Source organism: Streptomyces sp. NPDC026377 (genome assembly GCF_055567715.1).
The window spans coordinates 1-24,557 of sequence record NZ_JBVHPV010000012.1 but is presented as its reverse complement, the minus strand read 5'-3'; the positions used below and the strand labels follow the sequence as shown (position 1 = coordinate 24,557).

The following is a 24,557-nucleotide window of genomic DNA, read 5'->3' as shown; positions in this document are numbered from 1 at the left end:
CCCCGTCCCACCTCCCGGATCCTCTGCCGGGAGGTGGGACGGAGCCCCGTCCCGGTGCCCAAGTCAGGGAGGCCATAGGGGGACGGACAGGGGGTGAGCGACGGGGCCGCGCGATGAGACTGACGGGACGCCGGGACCATTTGCGAACAAGAGATGTGGTGACCATGCTCCGAACCGACCTGATCCGGCCGCTACCGGAACGACTGCGCGCTCATGCCGAGCAGTACGGGGACAAGATCGCTTACCGCGACGCCCGCCGCGCGGTCTCCTACCGGGACCTGTACGTCCGGACCGGCCGGCTCGCCGGGCACCTCGCCGCCCACCGGCTCCAGCCGGGCGACCGCGCGGCCATCCTGCTCGGCAACCGCGTGGAGACCGTCGAGAGCTATCTGGCGATCACCCGGGCCAACGGGATCGGCGTCCCGCTCAACCCGCGCGCCACCGAGGCCGAACTGGCCTACCAGCTCGACGACAGCGGCGCCCGCGTCCTGCTCACCGACCACGCCCAGCACACCCGGCTGCGCGAAGTGCTGCGCGAGCGGCCCCAGGTGACCGTGGTCCTGGTCGGCGACGCGCCCGGCCGCGCCCCCGAGGGGACGCTCTCCTTCACGCGCCTGGTCACGGACGAGCCCGAGTTCCCGGCCCGCGACGACCTCGGCCTCGACGAGCCCGCCTGGATGCTCTACACCTCCGGGACCACCGGCCGGCCCAAGGGCGTGCTCTCCACCCAGCGCAACTGCCTGTGGTCGGTGGCCGCCGGCTACATCCCGGTCACCGGGCTCACCGCCGAGGACCGCGTGGTGTGGCCGCTGCCGCTCTTCCACAGCCTGGCCCACATCTTCTGCGTCCTCGCCGTCACCTCCGTCGGTGCCAGCGCCCGCATCGTCGACGGCTTCGAGGCCGACGACGTGCTGGGCGCCCTGACCGAGGAGTCCGCCACCTTCCTCGCCGGCGTGCCGACGATGTACCACTACCTGGTGCGCGCCGCCCGCAGGTCCGGCTTCACCGCCCCCGCACTGCGCATGTGCCTCGTCGGCGGCGCGGTCACCACGGCGGAGCTGCGCCGCTCCTTCGAGGAAGCGTTCGGCGCACCCCTCATCGATGCCTACGGCTCGACCGAGACCTGCGGCTCCATCACCATCAACTGGCCCACCGGCAAGCGGGTCGAGGGCTCCTGCGGCCTGCCCGTCCCCGGCCTCGGCGTGCGTCTGGTCGACCCGGAGACCGGCTTCGACGTACCCGACGGCGCCGAGGGCGAGGTGTGGGTGCGCGGCCCCAATGTGATGCTCGGCTACCACAACCGGCCCGAGGCCACCGCCGAAGTCATGCGCGACGGCTGGTACCGCACCGGCGACCTCGCCCGACGCGACGACGCCGGGTACTTCACGGTGACCGGCCGCATCAAGGAACTCATCATCCGCGGCGGCGAGAACATCCACCCCGGTGAGGTCGAGGAGGTCCTGCGGGGCCTGCCCGGCGTCGCCGACGTCGTGGTCGCCGCCAAGCCGCACGACGTCCTCGGCGAGGTGCCGGTCGCCTTCCTCGTGGCCGGCCCCGAGGGCTTCGACCCGCAGGCGCTGCTCGCCGAGTGCCGGGCGCGGCTGTCCTCGTACAAGGTCCCCGAGGAGCTGTACGAGATCGACAGCGTCCCGCGCACCGCCTCCGGCAAGATCACCCGCCATCGGCTGGCCGCCGCGCCCGCCCGGCTGCGGGCCGTCGGCACCGGCCACTTCGACTCCCTGCTGCGCCTCGACTGGTTCCCGCTGCCCCTCGCGGCACGGGACACGCCCGCGCCGCGCCGCTACGCCGTCGCGGGACCGGGCGCCCAGGCCCTCGCCGCGGCCCTCCCCGAGGACGCCGAGACGACCGTCCACACGGACCTGGACGCCGTACGGCGCGCGGTCGCGGGCGGCGCCCGGGTGCCCGAGGTCACCCTGCTCGCCGTCGCCGGCACCGCCGGTGGGCCCGGCGAGGACCCCGTCACGGCCGCCCACGCACTCGTCGCCCGGCTTCACGAGCAGACCGACGACTGGGCCGGCGACCCGCGCACCGCCGAGGGCCGCGTGACCGTGGTGACCCGCGGTGCCGTCGCCGTCTCCGCCGAGGATCCCGCCGTCGACCCCGTCCAGGCCGCCGTGTGGGGCTGGGCCGCGGGCGCCCGGGAGCGCCACGGCGACCGGCTCACCGTCGCCGACCTCGGCGCCGGTGCCGACACCTTCCTCGCCGCCGCTCTCGCCTCGGACGAGCCCCGCCTGGCCGTGCGGCCCTCCGTCGCGCTCCGGCCGCGTCTGACACGGGTGCCTGCGGGCGACAGCGACCCCGACGCCCCCCGCCCGGCCGGGCCGGTCCTGGTCACCGGCGCGCACACCGACGTCGCCGCCACCCTCACCCGCCACCTCGTCGCCGTCCACGGCGTGCGCGACCTCGTCCTGCTCAGCCCGCACGGCCGAGGCGACGAGCGGGCCGCCGCCCTCAAGGCCGCCCTCGCCGAGCGGGGCGCCAAGGTGCGCCTGCTCGCCGGGGACCCCGCCGACCGCCGCGCCCTCGTCAAGGTGTTCGGCTCGCTGACCACGTCCCCGGCGCAGGTCATCCACACCGCCGGCGCCGCCCCCGCCTCCCACGGCGGGCACCCCGACGCCGCCCTCCAGGGCGCCTGGAACCTGCACGAACTCACCCGCGGCACCGACATGTCCGCCTTCGTCCTGCTCACCTCCGCTGCCGCGGTCCTGGAGTCCGCCGACCGCGCCGCGGAGGCGACGCACGCCGCCTTCCTGGAGGGCCTCGCCCGGCTGCGCCACGCGCACGGCCTGCCCGCCCAGACCCTCGTCTGGGAGCCGGGCACCGCCCTGCCCGCCCAGACGGCGCTCGCCATGTGGGACGCGGCCCGCGGCACCGCCCAGCCGTACCTCGCGGTGCTCCGCGTCGACGCGGACGCGGCCCGCTCCGGCTCCGCGCCGGTCCTGCTGCGCGCGCTCATCGACACCGACGCGGGCACGGCGGCCCAGCACTCCGACGCCGCCGCGACCGTGCTGCGCGACCTGCTCGACCCGCTGCCCGACGCGGCCCGGCTGCACGCCCTGACCGAACTGGTCCGGGCCGAGGCGGCGCGGGTGCGCGGACTCGCGGGCGCGCCCGACGTCGCCGCCGACCGCGCCTTCAAGGACCTCGGCTTCAGCAGCCTCGACGCGGTCTCCCTGCGCGGCGCCCTCATCACCGCGACCGGCGTGCCGCTCGCGGTGACCGTCGCCTTCGACCACCCCACCCCCGTCTCGCTCGCCGCCTACCTCAAGGCCGAGCTGTGGCAGGAGCAGCCGGTGGCCGCGGCCGTCACCGAACCCGCCGCGGCCGTTGAGGACGACGCCATCGCGATCGTCGGCATGGCCTGCCGCCTCCCGGGCGGCGTGACCTCACCGGCCGACCTGTGGCGCCTGGTCGAGGACGGCGTCGACGCCATCAGCCCCTTCCCCGAGGACCGCGGCTGGGACCTGGGCGAGCTGTTCTCCGACGACCCCGCCGCCCGCGGCACCTCGTACGCGCGCGCCGGCGGATTCCTCTACGACGCGGGCGAGTTCGACGCCGAGCTCTTCGGTATCTCCCCGCGCGAGGCGCTCGCCATGGACCCGCAGCAGCGGCTGCTCCTGGAGACCTCCTGGGAGCTCCTCGAAGGCGCGGGCATCGCCCCCGACTCGCTCCGCGGCAAGGACGTGGGCGTCTTCGCCGGTCTGATGTACCACGACTACGCGTCCCATCTGCGCCGCGCCCCGCAGGACATCGAGGGCTACCTCGGCATCGGCGCCGCGGGCAGCGTCGCCACCGGCCGCATCTCCTACACCCTCGGTCTGCGCGGCCCCGCCGTCACCGTCGACACGGCCTGCTCCTCCTCGCTGGTGGCACTGCACCTGGCGGCCCGCGCGCTGCGCGAGGGCGAGGCGTCCATGGCCATGGCGGGCGGTGTCGCCGTGATGGCGAAGCCGTCGCCGTTCGTGGAGTTCTCCCGCCAGCAGGGCCTCGCGGCCGACGGCCGCAGCAAGGCGTTCGCGGACTCCGCCGACGGCACCAGCTGGTCCGAGGGCGTCGCCCTGGTCCTGCTCGAACGCCTTGAGGACGCGCGGCGCAACGGCCACCAGGTCCTCGCCGTGCTGCGCGGCTCCGCCGTCAACCAGGACGGCGCCTCCAACGGCCTCACCGCCCCCAGCGGCCCCGCCCAGGAGCGCGTGATCCGCCAGGCGCTCGCCCAGGCCCGGCTCACCCCCGCCGACGTCGACGCCGTCGAGGCGCACGGCACCGGCACCACCCTCGGCGACCCCATCGAGGCCGGCGCGGTACTCGCCACCTACGGCCGCGACCGGCCGGGCGACCGGCCGCTCTGGCTGGGCTCGCTCAAGTCGAACATCGGCCACACCCAGGCCGCCGCCGGCGTCGCCGGTGTCATCAAGACGGTCCTCGCGCTGCGTCACGGCGTCCTGCCCAAGACCCTCCACATCGACCGGCCTTCCACCAAGGTCGACTGGTCGCGCGGCGCCGTCGGACTGCTGGACGAGGCCCGGCCCTGGCCGGAGACCGGCCGTCCGCGCCGGGCCGCCGTGTCCTCCTTCGGCGTCAGTGGCACCAACGCCCACGTCATCCTGGAACAGGCCGAGGAGGAGGCACCCGCCACCGCCGGTACCGGGCCCGCCGCGCCGGGCCCGGTGGCCTGGCCGCTGTCGGCGAAGACCGCGCAGGCCCTCGCCGCCCAGGCGGCCCGGCTGGCCGACCACGCCGCCGCGCACCCGGACCAGTCGGCCGCCGACATCGCCCTCTCGCTGGTCACCGGCCGCGCCGCCCTCGACCACCGTGCCGTGCTCCTCGCCGAGGACCGGACGGCGGCCGTCGAGGCGGCCCACGCCCTGGCCGAGGGCCGCCCCAGCGCCGACGCCGTCACCGGCGCCGTCGCGGCGGGCCGTACCGCGTTCGTCTTCTCCGGGCAGGGCAGCCAGCGCCTGGGCATGGCCCGCGAACTCCACGCGGGCGAGCCCGCCTTCCGCGACGCGTTCGACGAGGTGTGCGCCGCCCTCGACCCCCACCTGACGGGCCGTCCGCTGCGCGAGGTGGTCTTCGGCGGCGACGCCGCACTGCTGGAGCGCACCGAGTACACCCAGCCCGCGCTCTTCGCCGTCGAGGTCGCGCTCTTCCGCCTCCTCGCGTCGCGCGGCGTCGAGCCCGCCCTGCTCTCCGGCCACTCCATCGGCGAACTCGCCGCCGCCCATGTCGCCGGGGTCTGGTCCCTCGACGACGCCGCACGGCTCGTCGCCGCGCGCGGCCGGCTGATGCAGGCGCTGCCCGCCGCCGGTGCCATGGTCGCGGTGCGGGCCACCGAGGAGGAGGTCACCGGGCTGCTCACCGACCGGGTGAGCCTCGCCGCCGTCAACGGCCCCCGGGCCGTGGTGGTCTCCGGTGCCGAGCCCGACGTCACGTCCATCGCCGCCGAGCTGGAGCGGCGCGGACACGAGACCAAGCGGCTGCGCGTCAGCCACGCCTTCCACTCGCCGCTCATGGAGCCGATGCTGGAGGACTTCCGGGCCGTCGCCGAGAGCATCGCGTACGCCGAACCGGCCATCCCCGTCGTCTCCGACCTCACCGGCCGGCTCGTCGCCCCCGGCGAGCTGACCCGCCCCGAGTACTGGGTCCGGCACGTCCGCGGGACGGTCCGCTTCGCCGACGCCGTACGCACCCTGTACGCCGAGGGCGCCCGCACCTTCGTCGAGCTCGGCCCCACCGGGGTCCTCACGGCGATGGTCCAGGACTGCCTGGGCGACGAGGGCGACGGCGCCGTCGCGGCCCTCGCCGTGCTGCGCCGCGACAAGCCCGAGCGGCGCTCCCTCACCACCGCCCTCGCCCAGCTGCACGTGCGCGGCGTCGCGGTGGACTGGGCCACGCCGGCCGCTGAGGCGGGCGCGCGCACCGTGCCGCTGCCCACCTACGCCTTCCAGCGCCGCCGCTACTGGCTGCCCGCCTCCGACGGCGGCGCCGCCGACGTCGCCGCCGCCGGTCTCGCGGCCGTCGACCACCCGCTGATCGCTGCCGTGGTCGCCGTCCCCGACGAGGACAAGGTGGTCGGCACCGGCCGCCTCTCGCTCGCCACGCACCCGTGGCTGGGCGAGCACCGCGTCCTGGGACACGCCGTGGTGCCGGGCACCGCCGTGCTCGACATGGTGCTCCGCGCCGGTGACGAGGCCGGTACGCCGCTCGTCGACGAACTGGTCATGGAGGCGCCCCTGGTGCTGCCCGAGCGGTCCGCCCTCCAGGTCCGGATCACCGTCTCGGCCCCCGACACCACCGGCCGCCGCCCGGTCACCGTCCACGCGCGCCCCGACGAGGCGTCCCTGCTCGCGCCGTGGACCCTGCACGCCTCCGGCTTCCTCGCCGACGAGGAGAGCGGCGCCGGGAACGGCGCGGGGACGCCGTTCCCGGCCGAGTGGCCGCCCGCCGGGGCCGTCGCCGTGGACACCGACGGCTTCTACGAGCGCCGGCTCGCCGAGGGCTTCGGCTACGGCCCCGCCTTCCAGGGGCTGCGCGCCGCCTGGACCGATGGCGACGTACGGTACGCCGAGGTGGCGCTGTCGGACGACCAGGCGTCCGAGGCCGAGCGGTTCGGCCTGCACCCCGCCCTGTTCGACGCGGCCCTCCACTGCGACAACGCCACCGAGGCGCCCGGCGCGGTGCCCCACCTGCCGTTCGCCTTCGCCCGCGTGGCGCTCCACGCGACCGGCGCGACCACACTGCGCGTCCGGATCGCCCCCGCGCCCGGCGGCGGCACCCGGGTCGACCTCGCGGACCCCTCGGGCAGCCCCGTCGCCACCCTCGGCGCGCTCACGCTGCGCCCGGTCGCCGCGGAGAAGCTGGGAGCCGCCCAGGACAGCTCGGCGGACCTGCTCTTCCGTACCGAATGGAAGCCGCTGCCCCTGCCGGACGGCGCCGCCCACGAAGGCATCGCCGAACTCCGGTTCGGCGCGCCCCTGCCGGACGCCCCCTGGCCGGTCCACGACGACCTGGACGCCTGGCTGAGCGGCCCGGACACCCCCGAGGTGCTCCTCGCCCGGCTGCCCGCGTCCGGCGCCGACGACGCGGAGGCCGTGCGCGACGCCACCGGCCGCGTCCTGGACCTGCTGCGCGACTGGCTCGACCGGGACCTCCCGGAGACCGCCCGCCTGGTGGTCCTCACCCGTGGCGCGGTCGCCGTGCACAGCGCCGACGAGGTCACCGACCCGGCCGCCGGAGCCGTCTGGGGGCTGCTGCGCGCCGCCCAGTCCGAGCACCCCGGGCGCTTCGTCGTGGCGGACACCGGCGACGACGTTCCCGCCGGGCTGCTCGCGGCGGCCCTGGCCGGCCAGGAGCCCCAACTGGCGGTCCGAGGGGGCGAGGTGAGCGTGCCGCGGCTCACCCGCCTCGCCACCGAGGCGCCGCTCGCGGTCCCGTCCGGCGCCCGCACCTGGCGTCTGGCGGCCACCGCGGACACCGGCTCCCTGAGCGACCTGGTCCTGGTCGCGGGGCCCGACCCGGACGCGCCGCTCGCGGCGGGCCAGGTGCGGGTCGCGGTCCGCGCCTGCGGCGTCAACTTCCGCGACGTCCTGGTGGCGCTGGCCATGGCGCCCGGCCAGACCGGGCTCGGCGGCGAGATCGCCGGTGAGGTCCTGGCCGTCGGCCCCGGCGTCACGGCCCTCGGGCCCGGTGACCGCGTCATGGGCCTGACCGACGACTTCGGCGGCTTCGGCTCCGTCGCCCTCACCGACCACCGGATGCTCGCCCGCATCCCCTCCCACTGGTCCTTCGAGCAGGCCGCGGCGGTGCCGGTCGCCTACCTCACCGCCTACTACGGGTTGAGCGACCTGGCGCGGCTGGCGCCGGGGGAGTCCGTCCTGGTCCACGCCGCCGCCGGTGGCGTGGGCACGGCCGCGGTCCAGCTCGCCCGGCACTTCGGCGCCGAGGTCTACGGCACCGCCAGCCCCGGCAAGTGGCCCGCGCTGCGCGCCCAGGGCTTCGACGACGCCCACCTGGCGTCCTCCCGCGACGCGGACTTCGCCGGGCACTTCCGCACCGCCTCCGGCGGCCGGGGCGTCGACGTCGTCCTCAACTCGCTGGCCGGTGAACTCACCGACCGCTCGCTGGAGCTGCTGGCGCCGGGCGGCCGGTTCCTGGAGCTCGGCAAGACCGACATCCGCACCGCCGAGGAGGTGTCCGCCGCCCACCCGGGGGTCCGCTACCAGGTGTACGACATCCGCGACGCCGGCCCCAGCCGCATCCGCCGGATGCTCACCGAACTGATCGCGCTCTTCGAGAGCGGCGCGCTGTCGCTGCCGCGGATCACCGCGTACGACGTGCGGCGCGCCCCGACCGCGTTCCGCAACCTCGGCCAGGCCCGGCACACCGGCAAGGTGGTCCTCACCGTGCCGCGGCCGCTCGACCCGGACGGCACGGTGCTCATCACCGGCGGCACCGGCACCCTCGGCGGTCTCGTCGCCCGCCATCTCGTCGCCGAGCACGGGGTACGCCGTCTGCTGCTCACCGGCAGGCGCGGCGCGGACACCCCGGGAGCGGCCGAGCTGGTCGCCGAGCTCACCGGGGCGGGCGCCGAGGTGACGGTCGCGGCGTGCGACGTGGCCGACCGCGAGCAGGTGCGCGCGCTCCTCGCCGCCGTTCCCGCCGAGCACCCGCTGACCGGCGTCGTGCACACCGCCGGCGTGGTCGACGACGGCATCGTCACCGCCCTCACCCGCGAGCGCTTCGACACCGTGCTGCGGCCCAAGGCCGACGGAGCGCTCCACCTCGACGAGCTGACCCGGGGCACCGACCTCGCGGCGTTCGTGATGTTCTCCTCGGCCGCGGGCACCCTCGGCAACGCGGGACAGGGCAACTACGCGGCGGCCAACGCGTTCCTGGACGCGCTGGCGCACCGCCGGCACGCCGCCGGTCTGCCCGCCGTCTCCCTCGCCTGGGGGCTGTGGGCGCAAGCCAGCGGGATGACCGCCGCCCTTGACGAGTCGGCCGTCGCCCGCACCCGGCGCGGTGGCATGCGGGCCCTGACCAGCGAGGAGGGCATGGCGCTCCTCGACGCGGGACTGCGCGGCGCCGACCCGGCGCTGCTGCCGGCGGCGCTCGACCTCGGCACGGCCCCCGACGGGGACGTCCCCGTCCTGCTGCGTTCGCTGGTGCGCCCGGCGCGCCGGGCCGCCCGCAAGGCGGCCGACCAGGCGGCGCCGCACCTGGCCGGGCTCGCCCCGGAGGCGCGGTCGCGGGCCCTGCTCGAACTCGTACGCGCCCAGGCCGCCGAGGTGCTGGGCCACGGCTCCGCCGACGACGTCGCCGCCGAACGCGCCTTCAAGGACGCCGGGTTCGACTCGCTGACCGCCGTCGAGCTGCGCAACCGGCTCACGGCCGCCACGGGTCTGCGGCTGTCGGCGACCCTCGCCTTCGACCACCCGACCCCGCAGGCGCTCGCCCGGCACATCGAGAGCGAGCTGACCGGCGCCGTCGCCGAGGCCGTGCCCGTACGGACCGCGGCGCCCGCCGACCTGGAGGACGACCCGATCGCGATCGTCGCCATGGGCTGCCGGTTCCCCGGCGGCGTCGGCACCCCCGAGGAGTTCTGGCGGGTGGTCGAGGACGGCACCGAGGTCATCGGCGCCTTCCCGGCCGACCGCGGCTGGGACCTCGACGCGCTCTTCGACCCCGACCCGGACCACACCGGCACCTCCTACACCGACCGGGGCGCGTTCCTGGACGCCGCCGCGTTCGACGCCGAGTTCTTCGGCATCTCCCCGCGCGAGGCGCTCGCCATGGACCCGCAGCAGCGGCTGCTCCTCGAAGTGGCGTGGGAGACCTTCGAGGGCGCCGGGATCGACCCGACGTCCCTTCAGGGCAGCGATGTCGGCGTCTTCACCGGTGTCATCAACCACGACTACGCCCAGCGGCTCCAGCAGGCCCCGGCGGAGCTGGAGGGCTACCGGCTGACCGGTATATCCGGCAGCGTCGCCTCCGGCCGCCTCGCCTACACCCTGGGGCTGCGCGGACCCGCCCTCTCCATCGACACCGCCTGCTCCTCCTCGCTGGTGGCGCTGCACCTCGCGGTGCGCTCGCTGCGCCAGCGGGAGTGCTCCATGGCGCTCGTCGGCGGGGTCACCGTCATGGCGACCCCGGACAACTTCATCGAGTTCTCCCGGCAGCGCGGCCTCGCCGCCGACGGCCGCGTCAAGGCGTTCGCCGCCGAGGCCGACGGCACCGTGTGGGCCGAGGGACTGGGGCTGCTGCTCGTCGAGCGGCTCTCCGAGGCACGCCGCCGAGGTCACCCGGTGCTCGCCCTGGTCAAGGGCACCGCCGTCAACCAGGACGGCGCGTCCAACGGCCTGACCGCGCCCAACGGCCCGGCCCAGCAGGACGTCATCCAGCAGGCCCTCGCCGACGCCGGGCTGACCGCCGCGGACGTCCAGGCCGTCGAGGCGCACGGCACCGGCACCGCGCTCGGCGACCCCATCGAGGCGCAGGCGCTGCTCGCCACCTACGGGCAGGCCCGCACTCCGGACGAGCCGTTGTGGCTCGGCTCGGTCAAGTCCAACATCGGCCACACCCAGGGCGCCGCGGGCGTCGCCGGCCTGATCAAGATGGTCCTGGCGATGCGGCACGAACTGCTGCCCAGGACGCTCCACGCCGACACCCCGTCCCCGCACATCGACTGGGAGTCCGGTGCCGTCGAACTCCTCCAGGAGGCCCGGCCGTGGACGGTCGGGGCGGACGAGCCGCGCCGCGCGGCCGTCTCCTCATTCGGCGTGAGCGGCACCAACGCCCACATCGTCCTGGAACAGGCCCCCGCCGAGCCGGACCTGTCCGGGCCCGGCGCCACCCCCGCCGCCCCGGCCGGAGAAACCGCCCCGGCGCTCCCCGTCCTGCTCTCCGCGCACTCCGCGACGGCCCTGCGCGCCCAGGCCGCCCGGCTCGCCGCGCGGGTCGCCGACGCCCCCGAGGTGCCGGTCGCCGACCTGGCGTACTCACTGGCCACCACACGTGCCCGGCTCGACCACCGGGCCGTGGTCGTCGCGGCCGGCCACGAGGACCTGAGGGCGGCGCTCGACGCGCTGGCCGCCGGCGGCCCGGGCGCCGTCACCGGCTCCACCGCGCCGGGCGGCACCGCGTTCCTCTTCACTGGACAGGGCAGCCAGCGCCCCGGCATGGGACGCGAACTGTACGAGCGGTTCCGGCCGTTCGCGGCGGCGTTCGACGAGATCTGCGCCGCGTTCGACCCGTTGCTGCCGCGCCCCCTCGCGGACGTGGTCATGGAGGGCGACCCGGAGCTGCTCGCGCGCACCGAGTTCACCCAGCCCGCGCTCTTCGCGGTGGAGGTCGCGCTCTTCCGGCTGCTCCAGGCCTGGGGCGTACGCCCCGACCGCCTCGCCGGGCACTCCATCGGCGAGCTGGCGGCGGCCCATGTGGCGGGCGTGCTCGGCCTGGACGACGCGGCGGCCCTCGTCGCGGCGCGGGGCCGGCTCATCCAGGCCCTGCCCGAAGGCGGCGCGATGATCGCCGTCCAGGCGGCCGAGGCGGACGTCCTGCCCCTGCTGGAGGGCGTCGGACACCTGGTGGGCATCGCCGCCGTCAACGGGCCCGAGGCCGTGGTGATCTCGGGTGACGCCGGGGCGGCCGGCCGGATCGCGGACGTGCTCGCGGAGCGCGGTCTCAAGACCAAGCGGCTGCGGGTCAGCCACGCCTTCCACTCCCCGCTCATGGAGCCGATGCTGGAGGAGTTCCGCTCCGTGGCCGGGCGACTGACCTACCATGAGCCGGAGATCCCCGTGGTGTCCGGCGTCACCGGCGCGCTCCTGACGCCCGAGGAGCTGTGCTCGCCCGAGTACTGGGTCGGCCATGTCCGCGCCGCGGTGCGCTTCCACGACGTGGTGCGGACCCTGGACGCCCTGGGCACCGGCACCTACCTGGAGCTCGGCCCGGACGCGGTGCTCACCGCGATGGTGCGCGAGTCGCTCGCCGGGCAGGAGGCGGGCCCCGTCGACGCTGCCGCCGCCGCCCTCCTGCGGCGCGGGCGCGACGAGGCCACGACCCTGCTCACCGCGCTCGCCGAGGCGTACGTCCGCGGCGCGGCCGTCGACTGGAGCGCCGCCTTCGAGGGCCTCGGCGCCCACCGCGTCGACCTGCCGGGCTACGCGTTCCAGCGGCAGCGGTACTGGCCGGAGACGGCCGCCGCGACCGGCGGCGCCGCACCCGGGCTGCGCGCCACCTCGCACCCGCTGCTCGACGGCGGCCTCGACATGGCCGACGGCGGCGGGGTCGTGCTCACCGCGCGGCTCTCCGCGCGCGGCCACGCCTGGCTCGCCGACCACGGGGTGTCCGGCACCGTGCTGGTGCCGGGGGCCGCGCTGGTGGAGATGGCGGTCCGGGCCGGCGACGAGGTCGGCTCCGGCCACCTCGCCGAACTCGTCCTGGAGGCACCGCTGGTGCTGCCCGCCGAACACGCCCTCCAGGTGCAGGTCGTCGTTGGCTCCGGCGACGGCACCGGGCGCCCGGTGAGCATCCACTCGCGGGCCGCCGACGCCCCGGCGGGCGCGCCGTGGACCCGGCATGCCCAGGGCGCCGTCACCGACCGGCCCGCCGAACCCGGCGCCCCGCTCGCCGCCTGGCCCCCGGCCGGGGCCGAACGGCGCGACACCGATGGCTTCTACGCCGCCAAGGCCCGGCAGGGCTTCGACTACGGGCCCGCGTTCCAGGGCCTGAAGTCGGTGTGGACCCGCGACGGGGAGATCCTCGCCGAGGTCGAGCTGCCCGCCGAACTGGCCGCGGAGGGACCCCGGTTCGGGCTGCACCCCGCGCTCTTCGACGCGGCGCTCCACGCCGCCGACCTCGCCTGGGCCGACGACGCCCCCGGCGCGGACGGGGAGCGCACGGTGGCCCTGCCGTTCGCCTGGAACGACGTGACCCTGCACGCCTTTGGCGCCACCGCGCTGCGGGTACGGATCGTCCCCGCCGGGACGGAGGCCTTCTCCCTGGAGGCCACCGATCCCACCGGCGCGCCGGTCCTGACGGTCGGCTCCCTGGTGCTGCGCCGCATGCCGGCCGCGCGGCTCGGCGCCGCCGCCGACGCCACCGGCGACCACCTGTTCCGGGTGGTGTGGCAGCCGGTGCAGACACAGGCGCCCCGGTCGCAGACGACCTGGGCGGTCCTCGGCGGCGACGCCGGACCCGTGGCCGCGCCCAACGCCGCGTACGCCGACGCCACCGCCCTCGCCGACGCCATCGAGGCGGGCACCGCCCCGATGGACGCGGTGCTGCTCGGGGCGGTCGACGGGGGTGTCGGCGACACCCCGGCACGCACCCGCGCGCTCACCGGCCGGGTCCTCGGTCTCCTGCAGGGCTGGCTCGCCGAGCCGCGCCTGGAGGAGGGCACGCTGGTGGTGGTGACCCGGCGCGCGGTCCCGGCGGCGGGCAGCGAGGAGTCCTGCGACCCGGCCGCGGCCGCGGTGTGGGGCCTGGTGCGCACCGCGCAGTCGGAGCATCCGGGACGGGTCACACTCCTCGACATCGACGACGAGACCGCGCTGGCCGCGCTGCCCGCCGTGCTCCACAGCGGCGAGCCGCAGAGCGCGGTGCGCGGCGGCCGGATCCTGGTGCCGAGGCTGGACCGGGTCGCCCCGGGCGAGCCGGCGGGCGCGGGCACGGCCCGTGCGCTGGATCCGGAGGGCACCGTCCTCGTCACCGGCGGCACCGGCACCCTGGGCGGTCTGGTCGCCCGGCGTCTGGTCACCCACCACGGGGCACGCAGACTGCTCCTGGTCAGCCGGCGCGGTCCGCAGGCCGACGGGGCCGCGGCGCTCAAGGACGACCTGCGGGCCCTGGGCGCGCAGGTCACGATCGCCACGGCGGACACCGCCGACCGGGCGGCCCTCACCGAGGTGCTCGACTCGATCCCGCAGGAGCACCCGCTGACGGCCGTGGTGCACGCCGCGGGCACCGTGGACGACGGTGTGGTGACGGCGCTCGACGCCGCGCGCCTCGACAGCGTCCTCGCGCCCAAGGCGGACGGCGCCTGGCATCTGCACGAGCTCACCCAGCGCCTGGACCTCGCGGCCTTCGTGACGTTCTCCTCGGCGGCCGGTGTGCTCGGCAACCCCGGGCAGGCCAACTACGCGGCGGCCAACGCCTTCCTCGACGGTCTCGCGGCCCTGCGCCGGGCACAGGACCTGCCGGGGCTCTCGCTGGCCTGGGGCCTGTGGGACACCGACAGCGAGCTGACGGCCCATCTGAACGCCGACGGCCGAGGCCGCGGCGCCCTGCCCCAGCTCTCGCAGGACCAGGGGCTCGGCCTCTTCGACCGGGCGCTCACCCTGGACGAGGGGCTCCTGGTGCCGGCGGCGCTCGACCTGCCGGGCGTCCGCGAGCAGGCCAGGACCGGTTCCGTACCGGCCCTGCTGCGGGCGCTGGTCCGGCCGGCGCGCCAGGCGGCAGGCTCCGCGAGCGCGGGTGAGCACGGTCTGGCCGAACGGCTGGCGGCGCTGTCGCCCGCCGAACGGGAGGCAGCCGTACTGGACCTGGTGCGGACGGCCGCCGCCGCCGCGCTCGGCCACTCCGGGGCCGGGGCCGTCAATCCCGACCAGGCGTTCAAGGACATCGGCTTCGACTCCCTGGCCGCGGTCGATCTGCGCAACCGGCTCGCCGCCGCCAGCGGCGTACGGCTTTCGGCCACGCTGGTGTTCGACTTCCCGACGCCCGGGGCGCTCGCCGCGGAGCTCGGCCGGATGGTGCTGCCGGAGCAGGACACCGCGCCCGAGGCGCTTCTCCTCGACGAGGTGGAGCGGCTGGAGCGGGCGCTGGCCGGCGGCGGGGCAGACGACGCGGTCCACGCGCAGGTCACCGGACGGCTGCGCGGACTGCTCGCCCGCTGGGAGGCGGGACGCGGCGCCGCCGACGGGGACGTCCTCGACCTGGAGACGGCCTCGGACGACGACCTGTTCGAGCTGGCGGAGCGCGAGCTCGGCCTGTCCTGAGAGCCCCCGGGCCCGGCGCGGTGAGCCCCGCGCCGGGCCCGGGCGCCGCCCCGGCCCGGCAGCACCGCCCGCGGCCGGGCGCGCCGTGCCGCCGTGTTCCCCGTGAACACGGCGGCATGCGGCGTTCAGGAGGGAATCGGCCTTTCCGTGCCCGTCCAAAGAGGCCGCCATCCCCCTTGACAGCAAGCCGATATAGGGGTTGATGAGGGGTGGGCGCGGGGTGTCGCGGTCTTCCATCATGCTGGCATGACATCGATTGTTCGCGAATTCGCCGTAGCCGCCGACGAAAAGACAGCATGGGCCGCCCTCGCTGATGTCGGCGCGGTCAACAAGCTGATCCCCTTTCTCGGCCCCGTCACCGTCGACGGTGACGTCCGTAAAATCGACATGGGCGAGTTCGGAATCATCGAAGAGCTCGTCGTGACCGTCGACGACGAGCGCCGCCGCGTCGCGTACAGCGTGCGCCGGTCGCCGTGGCCGCTGGTCCACCACCACTCCTCGATGCAGATCCTGCCGCCCGCGCCGGGCGAGAGCGGCAGCCGTCTGCTGTGGCTCGTCGACCTGCTTCCGGCGGAAGTCGCGCCGGAATTCGCCTCCGGAATGGACGGCGCCGTCGAGGCCATCCGCCATTCCCTCGCCGAGCCCGCTTCATGAGACCGTTCACGGGGGTCCAAGAGGATTACGACGAGAACCGTCGCCGCAACGACCTGCCGTCCCTGACCGGACTGCGGTTCTTCGCGGCTCTCCTTGTCTTCTTCGCCCACGCGTCGCTGCTCAACAATCCGCTGGATCTCACCGGTCCGGTGAACTTCTACGCGGACGACGGCATCGCGCAGGGGATGGCGGACTTCTTCGAACCCGCCGGGTACGTGGGAGTCTCGTTCTTCTTCGTCCTCAGCGGATTCGTCCTGACCTGGTCCTGGTCCCGCAAGAAGACGAACTCCGCGGGCTCCTTCCTGCGCCGCCGGCTGGTGAAGGTCTTCCCCAACCACCTGGTCGCCTGGGCCGTGGTCATGTGGCTGTACGCCGGCGCCTTCACACCGATGCGCGCCTGGCTGCCGAACCTGTTCCTGCTGCACTCCTACAGCTGGCGCCCGGACATCAGCAGCAGCGTCAACGTGCCCGCCTGGTCGCTCTGTTCGGAGGTGCTGTTCTACCTCCTCTTCCCGCTGATCATCGGGCCGCTCATGCGGATCGCCGACCGGCGGCTGTGGCTGTGGGCAGGCGGCATGGTGGCGGGGATAGCCGCGGTCGCGCTGGTCGCGAAGTACCTGATCCCCTCGGGCCAGTCCTTCCCGCTCGCGCCGCTGCCGATGACCAAGATGTGGTTCGCGTACCTCTTCCCGCCCGCCCGGCTCTTCGAGTTCGTCCTGGGCGCGCTGCTCGCCCGGATCGTCGCCGCGGGCCGCTGGCCGCGCGTCGGAGCCGTGCCGGTGCTGCTGCTCGCCGCCGCCGGCTACACCGCGGCGCTGAACGTCCCGGCGCCGTACGACTTCTCGCTCACCACGGTCGTGCCGATCGCCGCGATCATCTGCACCGCCGCCTCGGCGGACCTGCGCGGGGAGCGCAGCCTGCTCAACGGGCCGGTGATGGTGTGGCTGGGCACCGTCTCCTTCGGCTTCTACATGATCCAGGCCGTACCGATCTTCTACGGCCGGCTGCACCTGTTCGACACCCACACCTACGGCTTCGTCACCGCCAGCGCGCTGCTGGTGCTGCTCTTCGCGGCCACCCTGCTCGCCGGCTGGCTGCTGTACCGGTTCGTGGAGACGCCGGTCATGCGCCGCTTCGGCCACGGCCGCCGCCCCCAGACGTCGATCCCCGCGGTTCCGGCCCAGCAGCCGGGCCCGGCCCCCGCACCGACTCCGGCACCGCCGGGCACCTCCATCTGAAAGGTTCCATCCGATGACGGCAGAGACGGCAGAGCCGTACCCGTTCGGCCCCTACGAGCGGCTCGACATGCACCCCAAGTACGCCGAGTACCGGCAGGAGTGCCCGGTCAAGCGGGTCTCCATGCCGTTCGGCGGAGAGGCGTGGCTCGCCACCCGCTACGACGACTCCAAGACGGTGATGGCCGACCCGCGCTTCAGCCGGGCCGCCACCATCGGCAAGGACGTGCCCCGCAGCCGCCAGGCCTTCGAGGACCCGATCATCGTGGCCCTCGACCCGCCGGAGCACACCCGGCTGCGCAAGCTGGTCGCCAAGGCGTTCACCAACCGCCGCATCGAGCGCATGCGCCCGCACGTCGAGTCGATCGTCACCGGTCTGGTCGACCGCTTCATCGCGCTCGGGCCGGGCGCCGACCTCGCGGAGAACGTCGCCTGGCCGCTGCCGATCACGGTCATCTGCGAGCTCCTCGGCGTGCCGAGGGAGGACCAGCAGACGTTCCGCGGCCTGGTCGACGTCTGGCTCACCACCGGTGAGGAGCGCCCGCTGGAGGAGGTGTCCGCCGCCCTCGACGAGCTGGTGCGGTACATGGGCGACCTGCTCGCCAAGCGACGCGCCGAGCCGAGGGACGACCTGCTCTCCGCGCTCGTCGCCGCGCGCGAGGGCGACGACCAGCTCGGCGAGGAGGAGCTGGTGATGCTCGGCATCACCCTGCTCGCGGCCGGCCACAAGACGACCGCCAACCAGCTCAGCAGCCACATCTTCGCCCTTTTGGAGGACCGCGAGCGCTGGGAGGAACTGGTCGCGGACCCGGACCTGGTGCCCCGTGCCGTGGAGGAGCTGCTGCGGTACTCGCCGCTGTCGCCCGCCTCCGACAACACCCGTATCGCCAAGGAGGACATGGTCCTCGGCGGCCGTGCCATCAAGGCGGGCGACGCCGTGATGATCAACTACGCGGCAGCCAACCGCGACCCCGAGGTCTTCCCCGACCCGGACCGGCTGGACTTCCACCGCGAGAGCAACCCGCACGTCGCCTTCGGGCACGGTCTGCACCACTGCCTGGGCGCCCCGCTCGCGCGCATGGAGCTCCAGAGCGCGCTGCGCGCCCTGGTCACCCGGCTGCCCGGTCTGCACCTGGCCGTCCCCGCCGAGGAGGTCCCCTGGCGCATGGAGTCCGTCGCCCGCGGGGTGCGCGAGCTCAAGGTGACGTGGTGAGCGGTGTGACGGAGACGGCCTGGCGGGTCGAGGTCGACCGGAAGGTCTGCATGGGCACCGGCATCTGCGCCAGCGCCTTCCCGGCTCACTTCACCCTCGAAGGCAACAAGTCCCGCCCCACGGCCGAGCGCGCCGCTCCGGACGAGGGTCTGCTCGACGCGGTGGACCTGTGCCCCATGAGCGCCATCCGCGTCACCGACACGGTCACCGGCGACCTCGTCCTGTCGGACGACTGACGCCCCCGAGGTCACCGCTGCCCGGGCCACCAGGCCCCGATCGGCCCCGAGTCCGCCCCGAGCGGCGCCAACGGGCCGCTCGGGGCCCTTGGTTGTTCCCGCGTCGCCCATTGGCCGAAACCGCATAGGTGCAGCTCAGCCCCTCAGTGTATTTCTTGTGACAGTGGGGCCGTTGTGTGACCATGCGGGAATCGGAAGAAAGGCTTTCCCTATGCCGAGCACTGCCGCCATGACCAGAGTGCCCAACCGTGCCGACGCCTGCACGGTGCTCGACGTACTGAACCGGGTCAGCGGGAAATGGAGCATCGGAGTCCTGCTCATCGCCCTGGAGGGGCCGGTCCGCTTCACCGAGCTGGAGCGTTCGCTCCCCGGCATCAGCCGGCGCATGCTCACCCTGACCCTGCGCAACCTGGAGGCCGACGGGCTCCTGGAGCGCACGGTCTACGCCACGGTGCCGCCGAAGGTCGAGTACCGGGCGACGGAGATGGCCGGCGAGCTCTACGAGTCGCTGACCGGGCTGACCGAGTGGGCGCGCCGCCACCAGGACACCATCGCGGCCCGGCGCACCGTGCCGTCCTGCGTCTCCGACGGCGCCGCCTGATCCGACGCACCGCGAAGCCCGATGGGGCGCCCCCACTTCCGGGGCGCCCCATCGGGCTTAGGTCACACCTCTCGCGGCGGGGTCAGCTGCCGATGCTCTGCGGGTGGTTGAAGAAGTTCGGCGCGTCGTAACGCCGCTTGACCGCCACCAGCCGGTCGTAGTTCTCCGCGTAGTACGCCCGGCGCCAGTCGTCCCGCTCCCCGTTGGGGAAGTTCAGATACGTCTCGCCGCTGGAGAGCGGGTCGATGATGGAGAAGCCGCGGGTCGGCCACACCATGGCGGCCGCGGCCTCCTCGGCGGACGGCTCCTTGAACGCCATGCTCGCCATCGCCACGAAGAACTCGGCGTCGCGGTGCACATAGGCGGTCTCGGTCCGGAACGGCCGCTTGGACACCCCGCCCAGGGCCATGAAGTACAGGTTGCGGGCCTGTCCGGGCCGCCGGTCGGCCTCGAACGCGGCGAGCAGGTCGGCGACGCCCTTGCGGCCGGTGGGCCGGTCGAGCAGACGGGTCAGCTCACGCATGAACGGGACGCGCTGGAGCTGCGCGGCCGGGTTGGAGCCGGTGCGGTGGCACTGCTCGGCCGTGAGCTGCTCGCAGCCGTAGACGTGCTTCATGGCGTCGGCGTACGGCAGGTCCTGGACGGTGCGCAGGGTGGGCGTCGCGCCGGCCTCGGCGGCGAGCTCGTTGAGGGCGGTCTCCAGTTCCGCCTGCGGGCCGAGGTAGCCACCGGTGATCTGGACCATCGGGACGTTGCCGGAGGCGCCGTCGGCGAGGAACACGCTCAGCGTCGAGCCCAGGTTGTCCGAGCCGAAGTAGAGCCATTCCTGCCAGGCGTTGATGACCTCGAGCGCCTTGTCGTACGGCCACAGGGTGTTGTAGAAGACCATGGTCGGGGCGTTGATCGGACGCACCTCGAACTCGGTGACGACACCGAAGTTGTTGCCGCCGCCGCCGCGCAGCGCCCAGAACAGGTCGGCGTTCTCCGAGGAGCTGGCGCGCACCTGCGAGCCGTCGGAGAGCACCAGCTTGGCCGAGACCAGCCGGTCGCTGCCGATGCCGAACTTGCGGGTCTGCAGACCGATGCCGCCACCGGAGAGGTAGCCGCCGGGGCACACGGTCGGGCAGGTGCCGCTGATGACCTGCTTGCCGAGCGGCTTGAGCTTGGTGAGGACGTCGACGCCCTGGGCGCCGGGGCCGACCTTGACGGTGCTGGTGCCGACCGTGGCGTGGTTGATGCGGCCGACGTCCAGGATCATGCCCTTGGTGGTGGACCAGCCGGCCAGGTTGTGGCCACCGCTGCGGATCCGGGTGGCGATGCCGTTGTTGCGGGCGAACTTGATGGCCGTGGCCACGTCCGCCGGGGTCTCGCAGTAGACGATGCCCTCGGGGTTGAGGGAGTCGAACTCCCCGAGGATGACCTGCTTCGCGTAGGTGTAGCCGGTGTCCGTGGGGAGCACCACGTCACCCTGGAGCAGCGGACGCAGCTTCTCCCACTCACTGGTGGTGGCGCTGTACGCCGCCCTGGCGGTGATTCCCGCGGCGGTCGTTGCGAGCGCCACGCCCGCGCCACCGCGGAGAATGGACCGTCGACTCAGCATGATTCCTCCTGGACGAGTTCGCCGTGGCGGCAGAACAATTCCCTGTCATTCGCTGTGAGCCTAGGAGGGGGTGGCGGGGCAGGGGCACCCCTATCCCACCCCGGTCATTCCCGCGTGAACGACGGGATGGAGAAAAGGGGAAAAGGAAAAGGAGCGTGCCGTGGACGAGCGTGTGGCACGGGGGAAACGACGACATGACGAAGCCCGGCAAGCGACTGCCGGGCTTCGCCATGGGCGCCGGCGGCGGGTGCCGCCGGCAACGGGTTCCGTCCAGGAGCGGGGGATGTCCCGTCCGGACCCGAACTCAGGAGTTACGCGACGACAGTCGGCACCGCCTGCTGCTCGTCGGCCGGCTCCACGGGGCCGCCCTGCGGGGCCTTGGGGGTGCGGATGACGACGGCGGCGACCACCAGCGCGGCGGTCACGAGCCCCGCGGAGACCATGAACGCGAGGTGGTAGCCCTCGGTCACGGCGTGCACCAGGTCCTTGCCGTCCTCGGTGGCCTTGTCGGTACGGGAGGCCGCGAGCGTGGCGAGGATCGCGAGGCCCACGGCTCCGCCGATCTGCTGCATCGTGTTGTTGATGCCGGAGGCCAGACCGGAGTCCTCGGGGCGGGCGTTCGACATGGCGAGACCCACCAGGGCGGGGAAGGCCAGACCGCCGCCGATACCGAGCAGCACCAGGGCCGGGAGCACGTCCTGGACGTAGGAGCCGCCGACCGGGGCGCGGCCGAAGAGCGCCAGACCGCCGGCGATGAACGCCAGGCTCGGCAGCAGGACCGCCTTCAGGCCGAACCGCATGTTCAGCTTGGGGGAGACCGTCATCGACAGGACACCGATGAGCACGGCCAGCGGCAGGAAGGACAGGCCGATCTCCAGCGGCTCGTAGCCGAGGACCCGCTGGAGGTAGAGCGTGCCGAGGAAGAACTGGCCGAACATGCCCGCCAGCATCAGGGCGAGGACGCCGTTGGCGGCCGAGAGGTTCGGCACGCGCAGGATCGACAGCCTCATCAGCGGCGTCTTCGCGGTGGCCTGGCGGCCGATGAACGCGGCGAGCAGCAGGATGGCGACGGCGCCGAGACCCAGGGTGTGACCCGAGAGCCAGCCGTGCTCCTCGACCTTGAGGATGGTGTAGACACCTACCATCAGGGCGCCGGTGACCAGCACCGAGCCGAGGTAGTCGACACCGGCGCCGAGCCCCTGCGGCTCGTCCTTGGAGAGCAGCTTCATCCCGGCGATCACGACGATCACGCCGATCGGCACGTTCACGTAGAAGATCCAGCTCCAGTTGATGCCCTGGGTGAGGGCACCGCCCGCGAGCAGGCCGATGGCGGCGCCGCCGGAGCCGACGAAGCTGTAGATGCCGATGGCCTTGGCCTGGCCGGCCGGGTCCGGGAAGAGCGTCACCAGCATGCCGAGGATCACCGCGGAGGAGATCGCACCGCCGGCGCCCTGGACGAACCGGGCCGCGATGAGCATGCCCTGGCTGGTGGCGGCGCCGCACCACAGTGAGGCACCCGTGAAGACGACGACGCCGACGACGAACAGGTTCTTACGGCCGAGGAGGTCGCCGAGCCGGCCCGCCAGGAGCAGCAGACCGCCGAACGCGATCAGATACGCGTTGACGACCCACGCGAGGTTGGACGGGGAGAATCCCAGATCACTCTGAATGGACGGCAACGCCACATTGACGATCGTCTGGTCCAGGATAATCATCAGGAATCCGGCGCACAGCACAATGAGTGCTGCCCATCGGTTCGTCGGCGGAGCCTTTTCAGCTGCCGAAGACATGGCGGTACCTCCGCTAGGTAAATCGTGGGGACGATGAGGGACATCTTGGGGACGTTTTCCAGCGTGCTGGACCGCGGGAGAACGCACAAGAAGGAACTTTTTTGTTTCACAGGAACATCGATGTTCCCGAGCAGGTCACAGGCGTGCGGCCGGGAAAAGTCACCCGGTCGCACGGGCGGGGGGCTCACACCACGACGACGACCTTGCCGGTGATCTGCCCAGTGTCGGCGAATTCATGGGCCGCCACCAGCTGTTCGAGCGGAAAAGTGCGCTCGACGTGCGCGCGCAGCGCCCCCTCCTCGACCAGGCCGGTGACACGGCGCAGCTCCTCGCCGGTCGGCCGCAGCGACACCCGGGCGTAGCGGCGGCCGAGTTGGACGGCCTCCCGCTCGGTGACCCCGGGGTCCAGGGTCGCGCCGAGCAGCAGCCCCCGCGGCCGCAGCGCCGCCAGCGACCGCTTCCCGTACGCTCCGCCGACGAGGTCGAGGACGACGTCCACGTCCCGCGCCGCCTCGGTGAAGTCGACGGCCGTGTAGTCGATCGGCTCGTCCACCCCCAGGGAGCGCAGGAAGTCGTGTTTGACCGCACGGGCGGTGCCCAGGACGTACGCGCCGCGCAGCTTGGCCAGTTGGACGGCGAAGTGCCCCACGCCACCGGCGGCCGCGTGGATCAGGATCCGGTCGCCGGCCCCGAGCGCGGCCTGCTCGACCGCCCGCAGCGCGGTGAGCGCCGCCACGGGCAGCGCCGCGGCCTCGACATGCCCCAGTCCCGTGGGCCTGGGCGCGAGCGCCACGGCGGGCACGGCGACGTACTCGGCGTACGTACCGATGAAGTACACCCCGTACACCGCGTCGCCCTGGGCGAACCCCGTGACACCGGGGCCGGTCCCGGCCACCACCCCCGACAGGTCGGAGCCCAGGGTGAAGGGCGGGTGGCCGGCCTGCGCCAGACCCGAACGCACCTTGGTCTCGCCGAAGTTGACGGACGCCGCGTGCACCCGCACCAGCACCTCGCCCGGTCCCGGCGACGGTCGCTCCGACTCCACCACCCGCAGCACCTGCGGCCCGCCGAACTCGTACTGGATCGCGGTCCGCATCCGGTGCCTCATCCCTGCTCCTCCCGTGGTCCTGCGCCGTGCCCCCAGCCTTCCGGTACGGGCCAGGACAGCGGGGACGCGGCCGGAAGTTAGGGAGGCCATAGGGGGAGGCTCTGGGGATCGGACCGGCCCGGGCGCGGCAAGACTGGGCGGCGAACACGCTGGGTGACCAAGCACCTCTCCGCGAATTCGCGCAGCGGCGGTGGGCCGATCGGAAGGATCACATGGATGTCGAGTGACGAGAAGCTGCGCGACTACCTCAAGCGCACGCTTGCCGATTTGCGGCAGGCGCGAAACCGGTTGAGCGAGGTCGAGTCGGCGGGCAGCGAGCCGATCGCGGTCGTGGGGATGGGATGCCGGCTGCCGGGCGGCGTCGGCTCGCCGGAGGACCTGTGGCAGCTCGTGGCCGAGGGCCGTGACGCGGTTTCGGAGTTCCCCGTCAATCGTGGCTGGGACCTGGAGAACCTGTACGACCCGGATCCCGACCAGCCCGGCAAGAGCTATACGCGCCACGGCGGGTTCCTGCACGACGCCGACGCGTTCGACAACGAGTTCTTCGAGGTGTCGCCGCGTGAGGCGCTGGCGATGAACCCCCAGCAGCGACTCCTGCTGGAGGTGGCGTGGGAGACGTTCGAGCACGCCGGACTCGACCCGGCCGCCCAGCGCGGCAGCGACACCGGTGTCTACGCCGGTGCCATGTACTACGACTACGACCCGGGCATCGGACAGACGCCCCAGGACGTCGAGGGACACCTCGGCATCGGCAACTCGGGCAGCGCCACCACGGGCCGTATCGCCTACACCCTCGGTCTCGAAGGCCCGGCGGTGACCGTCGAGACGGCCTGCTCCTCCTCGCTGGTGGCGATCCACCTCGCGGTGCAGGCGCTGCGCCAGGGCGAGTGTTCGATGGCCCTGGCGGGCGGCGCCGCCGTGATGGCGACTCCCGCGACGTTCGTGGAGTTCTCGCGCCAGCGGGCGCTCTCCGCCGACGGCCGCTGCAAGGCGTACGCGGCGGGTGCGGACGGGACCGGCTGGGCGGAGGGCGCCGGGCTCGTCCTGCTGGAGCGGCTGAGCGACGCCCGGCGCAACGGGCACCAGGTGCTCGCGGTGAT

The 24,557-nt window shown here is 74.1% G+C and carries 10 protein-coding genes; 7 read left to right on the top strand and 3 right to left on the bottom strand.

What is annotated here, in order from left to right:
• The first annotated feature begins 164 nt into the window (after positions 1-164).
• The 6 genes from ACZ4MU_RS23675 (at position 165) to ACZ4MU_RS23650 (ending at position 18,959) form a co-directional block, all read left to right on the top strand.
• Positions 165-15,020 carry an SDR family NAD(P)-dependent oxidoreductase gene (locus ACZ4MU_RS23675; RefSeq protein WP_467879903.1) on the top strand — a complete coding sequence of 4,952 codons (14,856 nt, stop codon included), beginning with the start codon at positions 165-167 and terminating at the stop codon, positions 15,018-15,020.
• A gap of 246 nt (positions 15,021-15,266) precedes the next feature.
• Positions 15,267-15,674: an SRPBCC family protein gene (locus tag ACZ4MU_RS23670; RefSeq protein WP_467879900.1), complete on the top strand. Its 408-nt coding sequence runs from the start codon at positions 15,267-15,269 to the stop codon at positions 15,672-15,674.
• Complete coding sequence (locus tag ACZ4MU_RS23665; RefSeq protein WP_467879897.1) at positions 15,671-16,912, top strand: acyltransferase family protein; 1,242 nt, start codon at positions 15,671-15,673, stop codon at positions 16,910-16,912. The genes ACZ4MU_RS23670 and ACZ4MU_RS23665 overlap by 4 nt, the downstream gene beginning before the upstream one ends.
• A 13-nt stretch (positions 16,913-16,925) precedes the next feature.
• On the top strand, positions 16,926-18,122 hold the full coding sequence (locus ACZ4MU_RS23660) for a cytochrome P450 (RefSeq protein WP_358830628.1): 1,197 nt from the start codon (positions 16,926-16,928) through the stop codon (positions 18,120-18,122).
• Positions 18,119-18,358: a ferredoxin gene (locus ACZ4MU_RS23655; protein ID WP_467879893.1), complete on the top strand. Its 240-nt coding sequence runs from the start codon at positions 18,119-18,121 to the stop codon at positions 18,356-18,358. Before ACZ4MU_RS23660 ends, ACZ4MU_RS23655 begins: the two co-directional genes overlap by 4 nt.
• A gap of 229 nt (positions 18,359-18,587) precedes the next feature.
• A complete protein-coding gene (locus ACZ4MU_RS23650; RefSeq protein WP_467879890.1) occupies positions 18,588-18,959 on the top strand; it encodes a winged helix-turn-helix transcriptional regulator in 372 nt (123 codons plus the stop codon).
• An 82-nt stretch (positions 18,960-19,041) separates the two neighbouring features.
• Here the strand turns inward: ACZ4MU_RS23650 and ACZ4MU_RS23645 are convergent, their stop codons facing one another.
• From ACZ4MU_RS23645 to ACZ4MU_RS23635, 3 genes are all read right to left on the bottom strand, one after another.
• Positions 19,042-20,559 (bottom strand): FAD-dependent oxidoreductase, encoded by a 1,518-nt coding sequence (locus ACZ4MU_RS23645; protein ID WP_467879888.1) that lies wholly within the window; start codon positions 20,557-20,559, stop codon positions 19,042-19,044.
• 311 nt (positions 20,560-20,870) lie between these two features.
• Positions 20,871-22,349, bottom strand: a complete 1,479-nt coding sequence (locus tag ACZ4MU_RS23640; protein WP_467879885.1) for a DHA2 family efflux MFS transporter permease subunit — start codon at positions 22,347-22,349, stop codon at positions 20,871-20,873.
• A gap of 184 nt (positions 22,350-22,533) precedes the next feature.
• Positions 22,534-23,457, bottom strand: a complete 924-nt coding sequence (locus tag ACZ4MU_RS23635) for an NADP-dependent oxidoreductase (RefSeq protein ID WP_467879882.1) — start codon at positions 23,455-23,457, stop codon at positions 22,534-22,536.
• 153 nt (positions 23,458-23,610) lie between these two features.
• On the opposite strand from ACZ4MU_RS23635, the gene ACZ4MU_RS23630 reads away from it, so the two are divergent.
• The coding region (locus tag ACZ4MU_RS23630; protein WP_467879879.1) for a beta-ketoacyl synthase N-terminal-like domain-containing protein at positions 23,611-24,557 on the top strand (947 nt) is incomplete at its 3' end.

Bases quoted from the DNA above. Each gene is read 5' to 3' on its own strand.
- ACZ4MU_RS23665 (WP_467879897.1), top strand. From the start codon at position 15,671: ATGAGACCGTTCACGGGGGTCCAAGAGGATTACGACGAGAACCGTCGC.
- ACZ4MU_RS23670 (WP_467879900.1), top strand. From the start codon at position 15,267: ATGACATCGATTGTTCGCGAATTCGCCGTAGCCGCCGACGAAAAGACA.
- ACZ4MU_RS23640 (WP_467879885.1), bottom strand. From the start codon at position 22,349: ATGTCTTCGGCAGCTGAAAAGGCTCCGCCGACGAACCGATGGGCAGCA.
- ACZ4MU_RS23660 (WP_358830628.1), top strand. From the start codon at position 16,926: ATGACGGCAGAGACGGCAGAGCCGTACCCGTTCGGCCCCTACGAGCGG.
- ACZ4MU_RS23675 (WP_467879903.1), top strand. From the start codon at position 165: ATGCTCCGAACCGACCTGATCCGGCCGCTACCGGAACGACTGCGCGCT.
- ACZ4MU_RS23645 (WP_467879888.1), bottom strand. From the start codon at position 20,559: ATGCTGAGTCGACGGTCCATTCTCCGCGGTGGCGCGGGCGTGGCGCTC.
- ACZ4MU_RS23650 (WP_467879890.1), top strand. From the start codon at position 18,588: ATGACCAGAGTGCCCAACCGTGCCGACGCCTGCACGGTGCTCGACGTA.
- ACZ4MU_RS23635 (WP_467879882.1), bottom strand. From the start codon at position 23,457: ATGAGGCACCGGATGCGGACCGCGATCCAGTACGAGTTCGGCGGGCCG.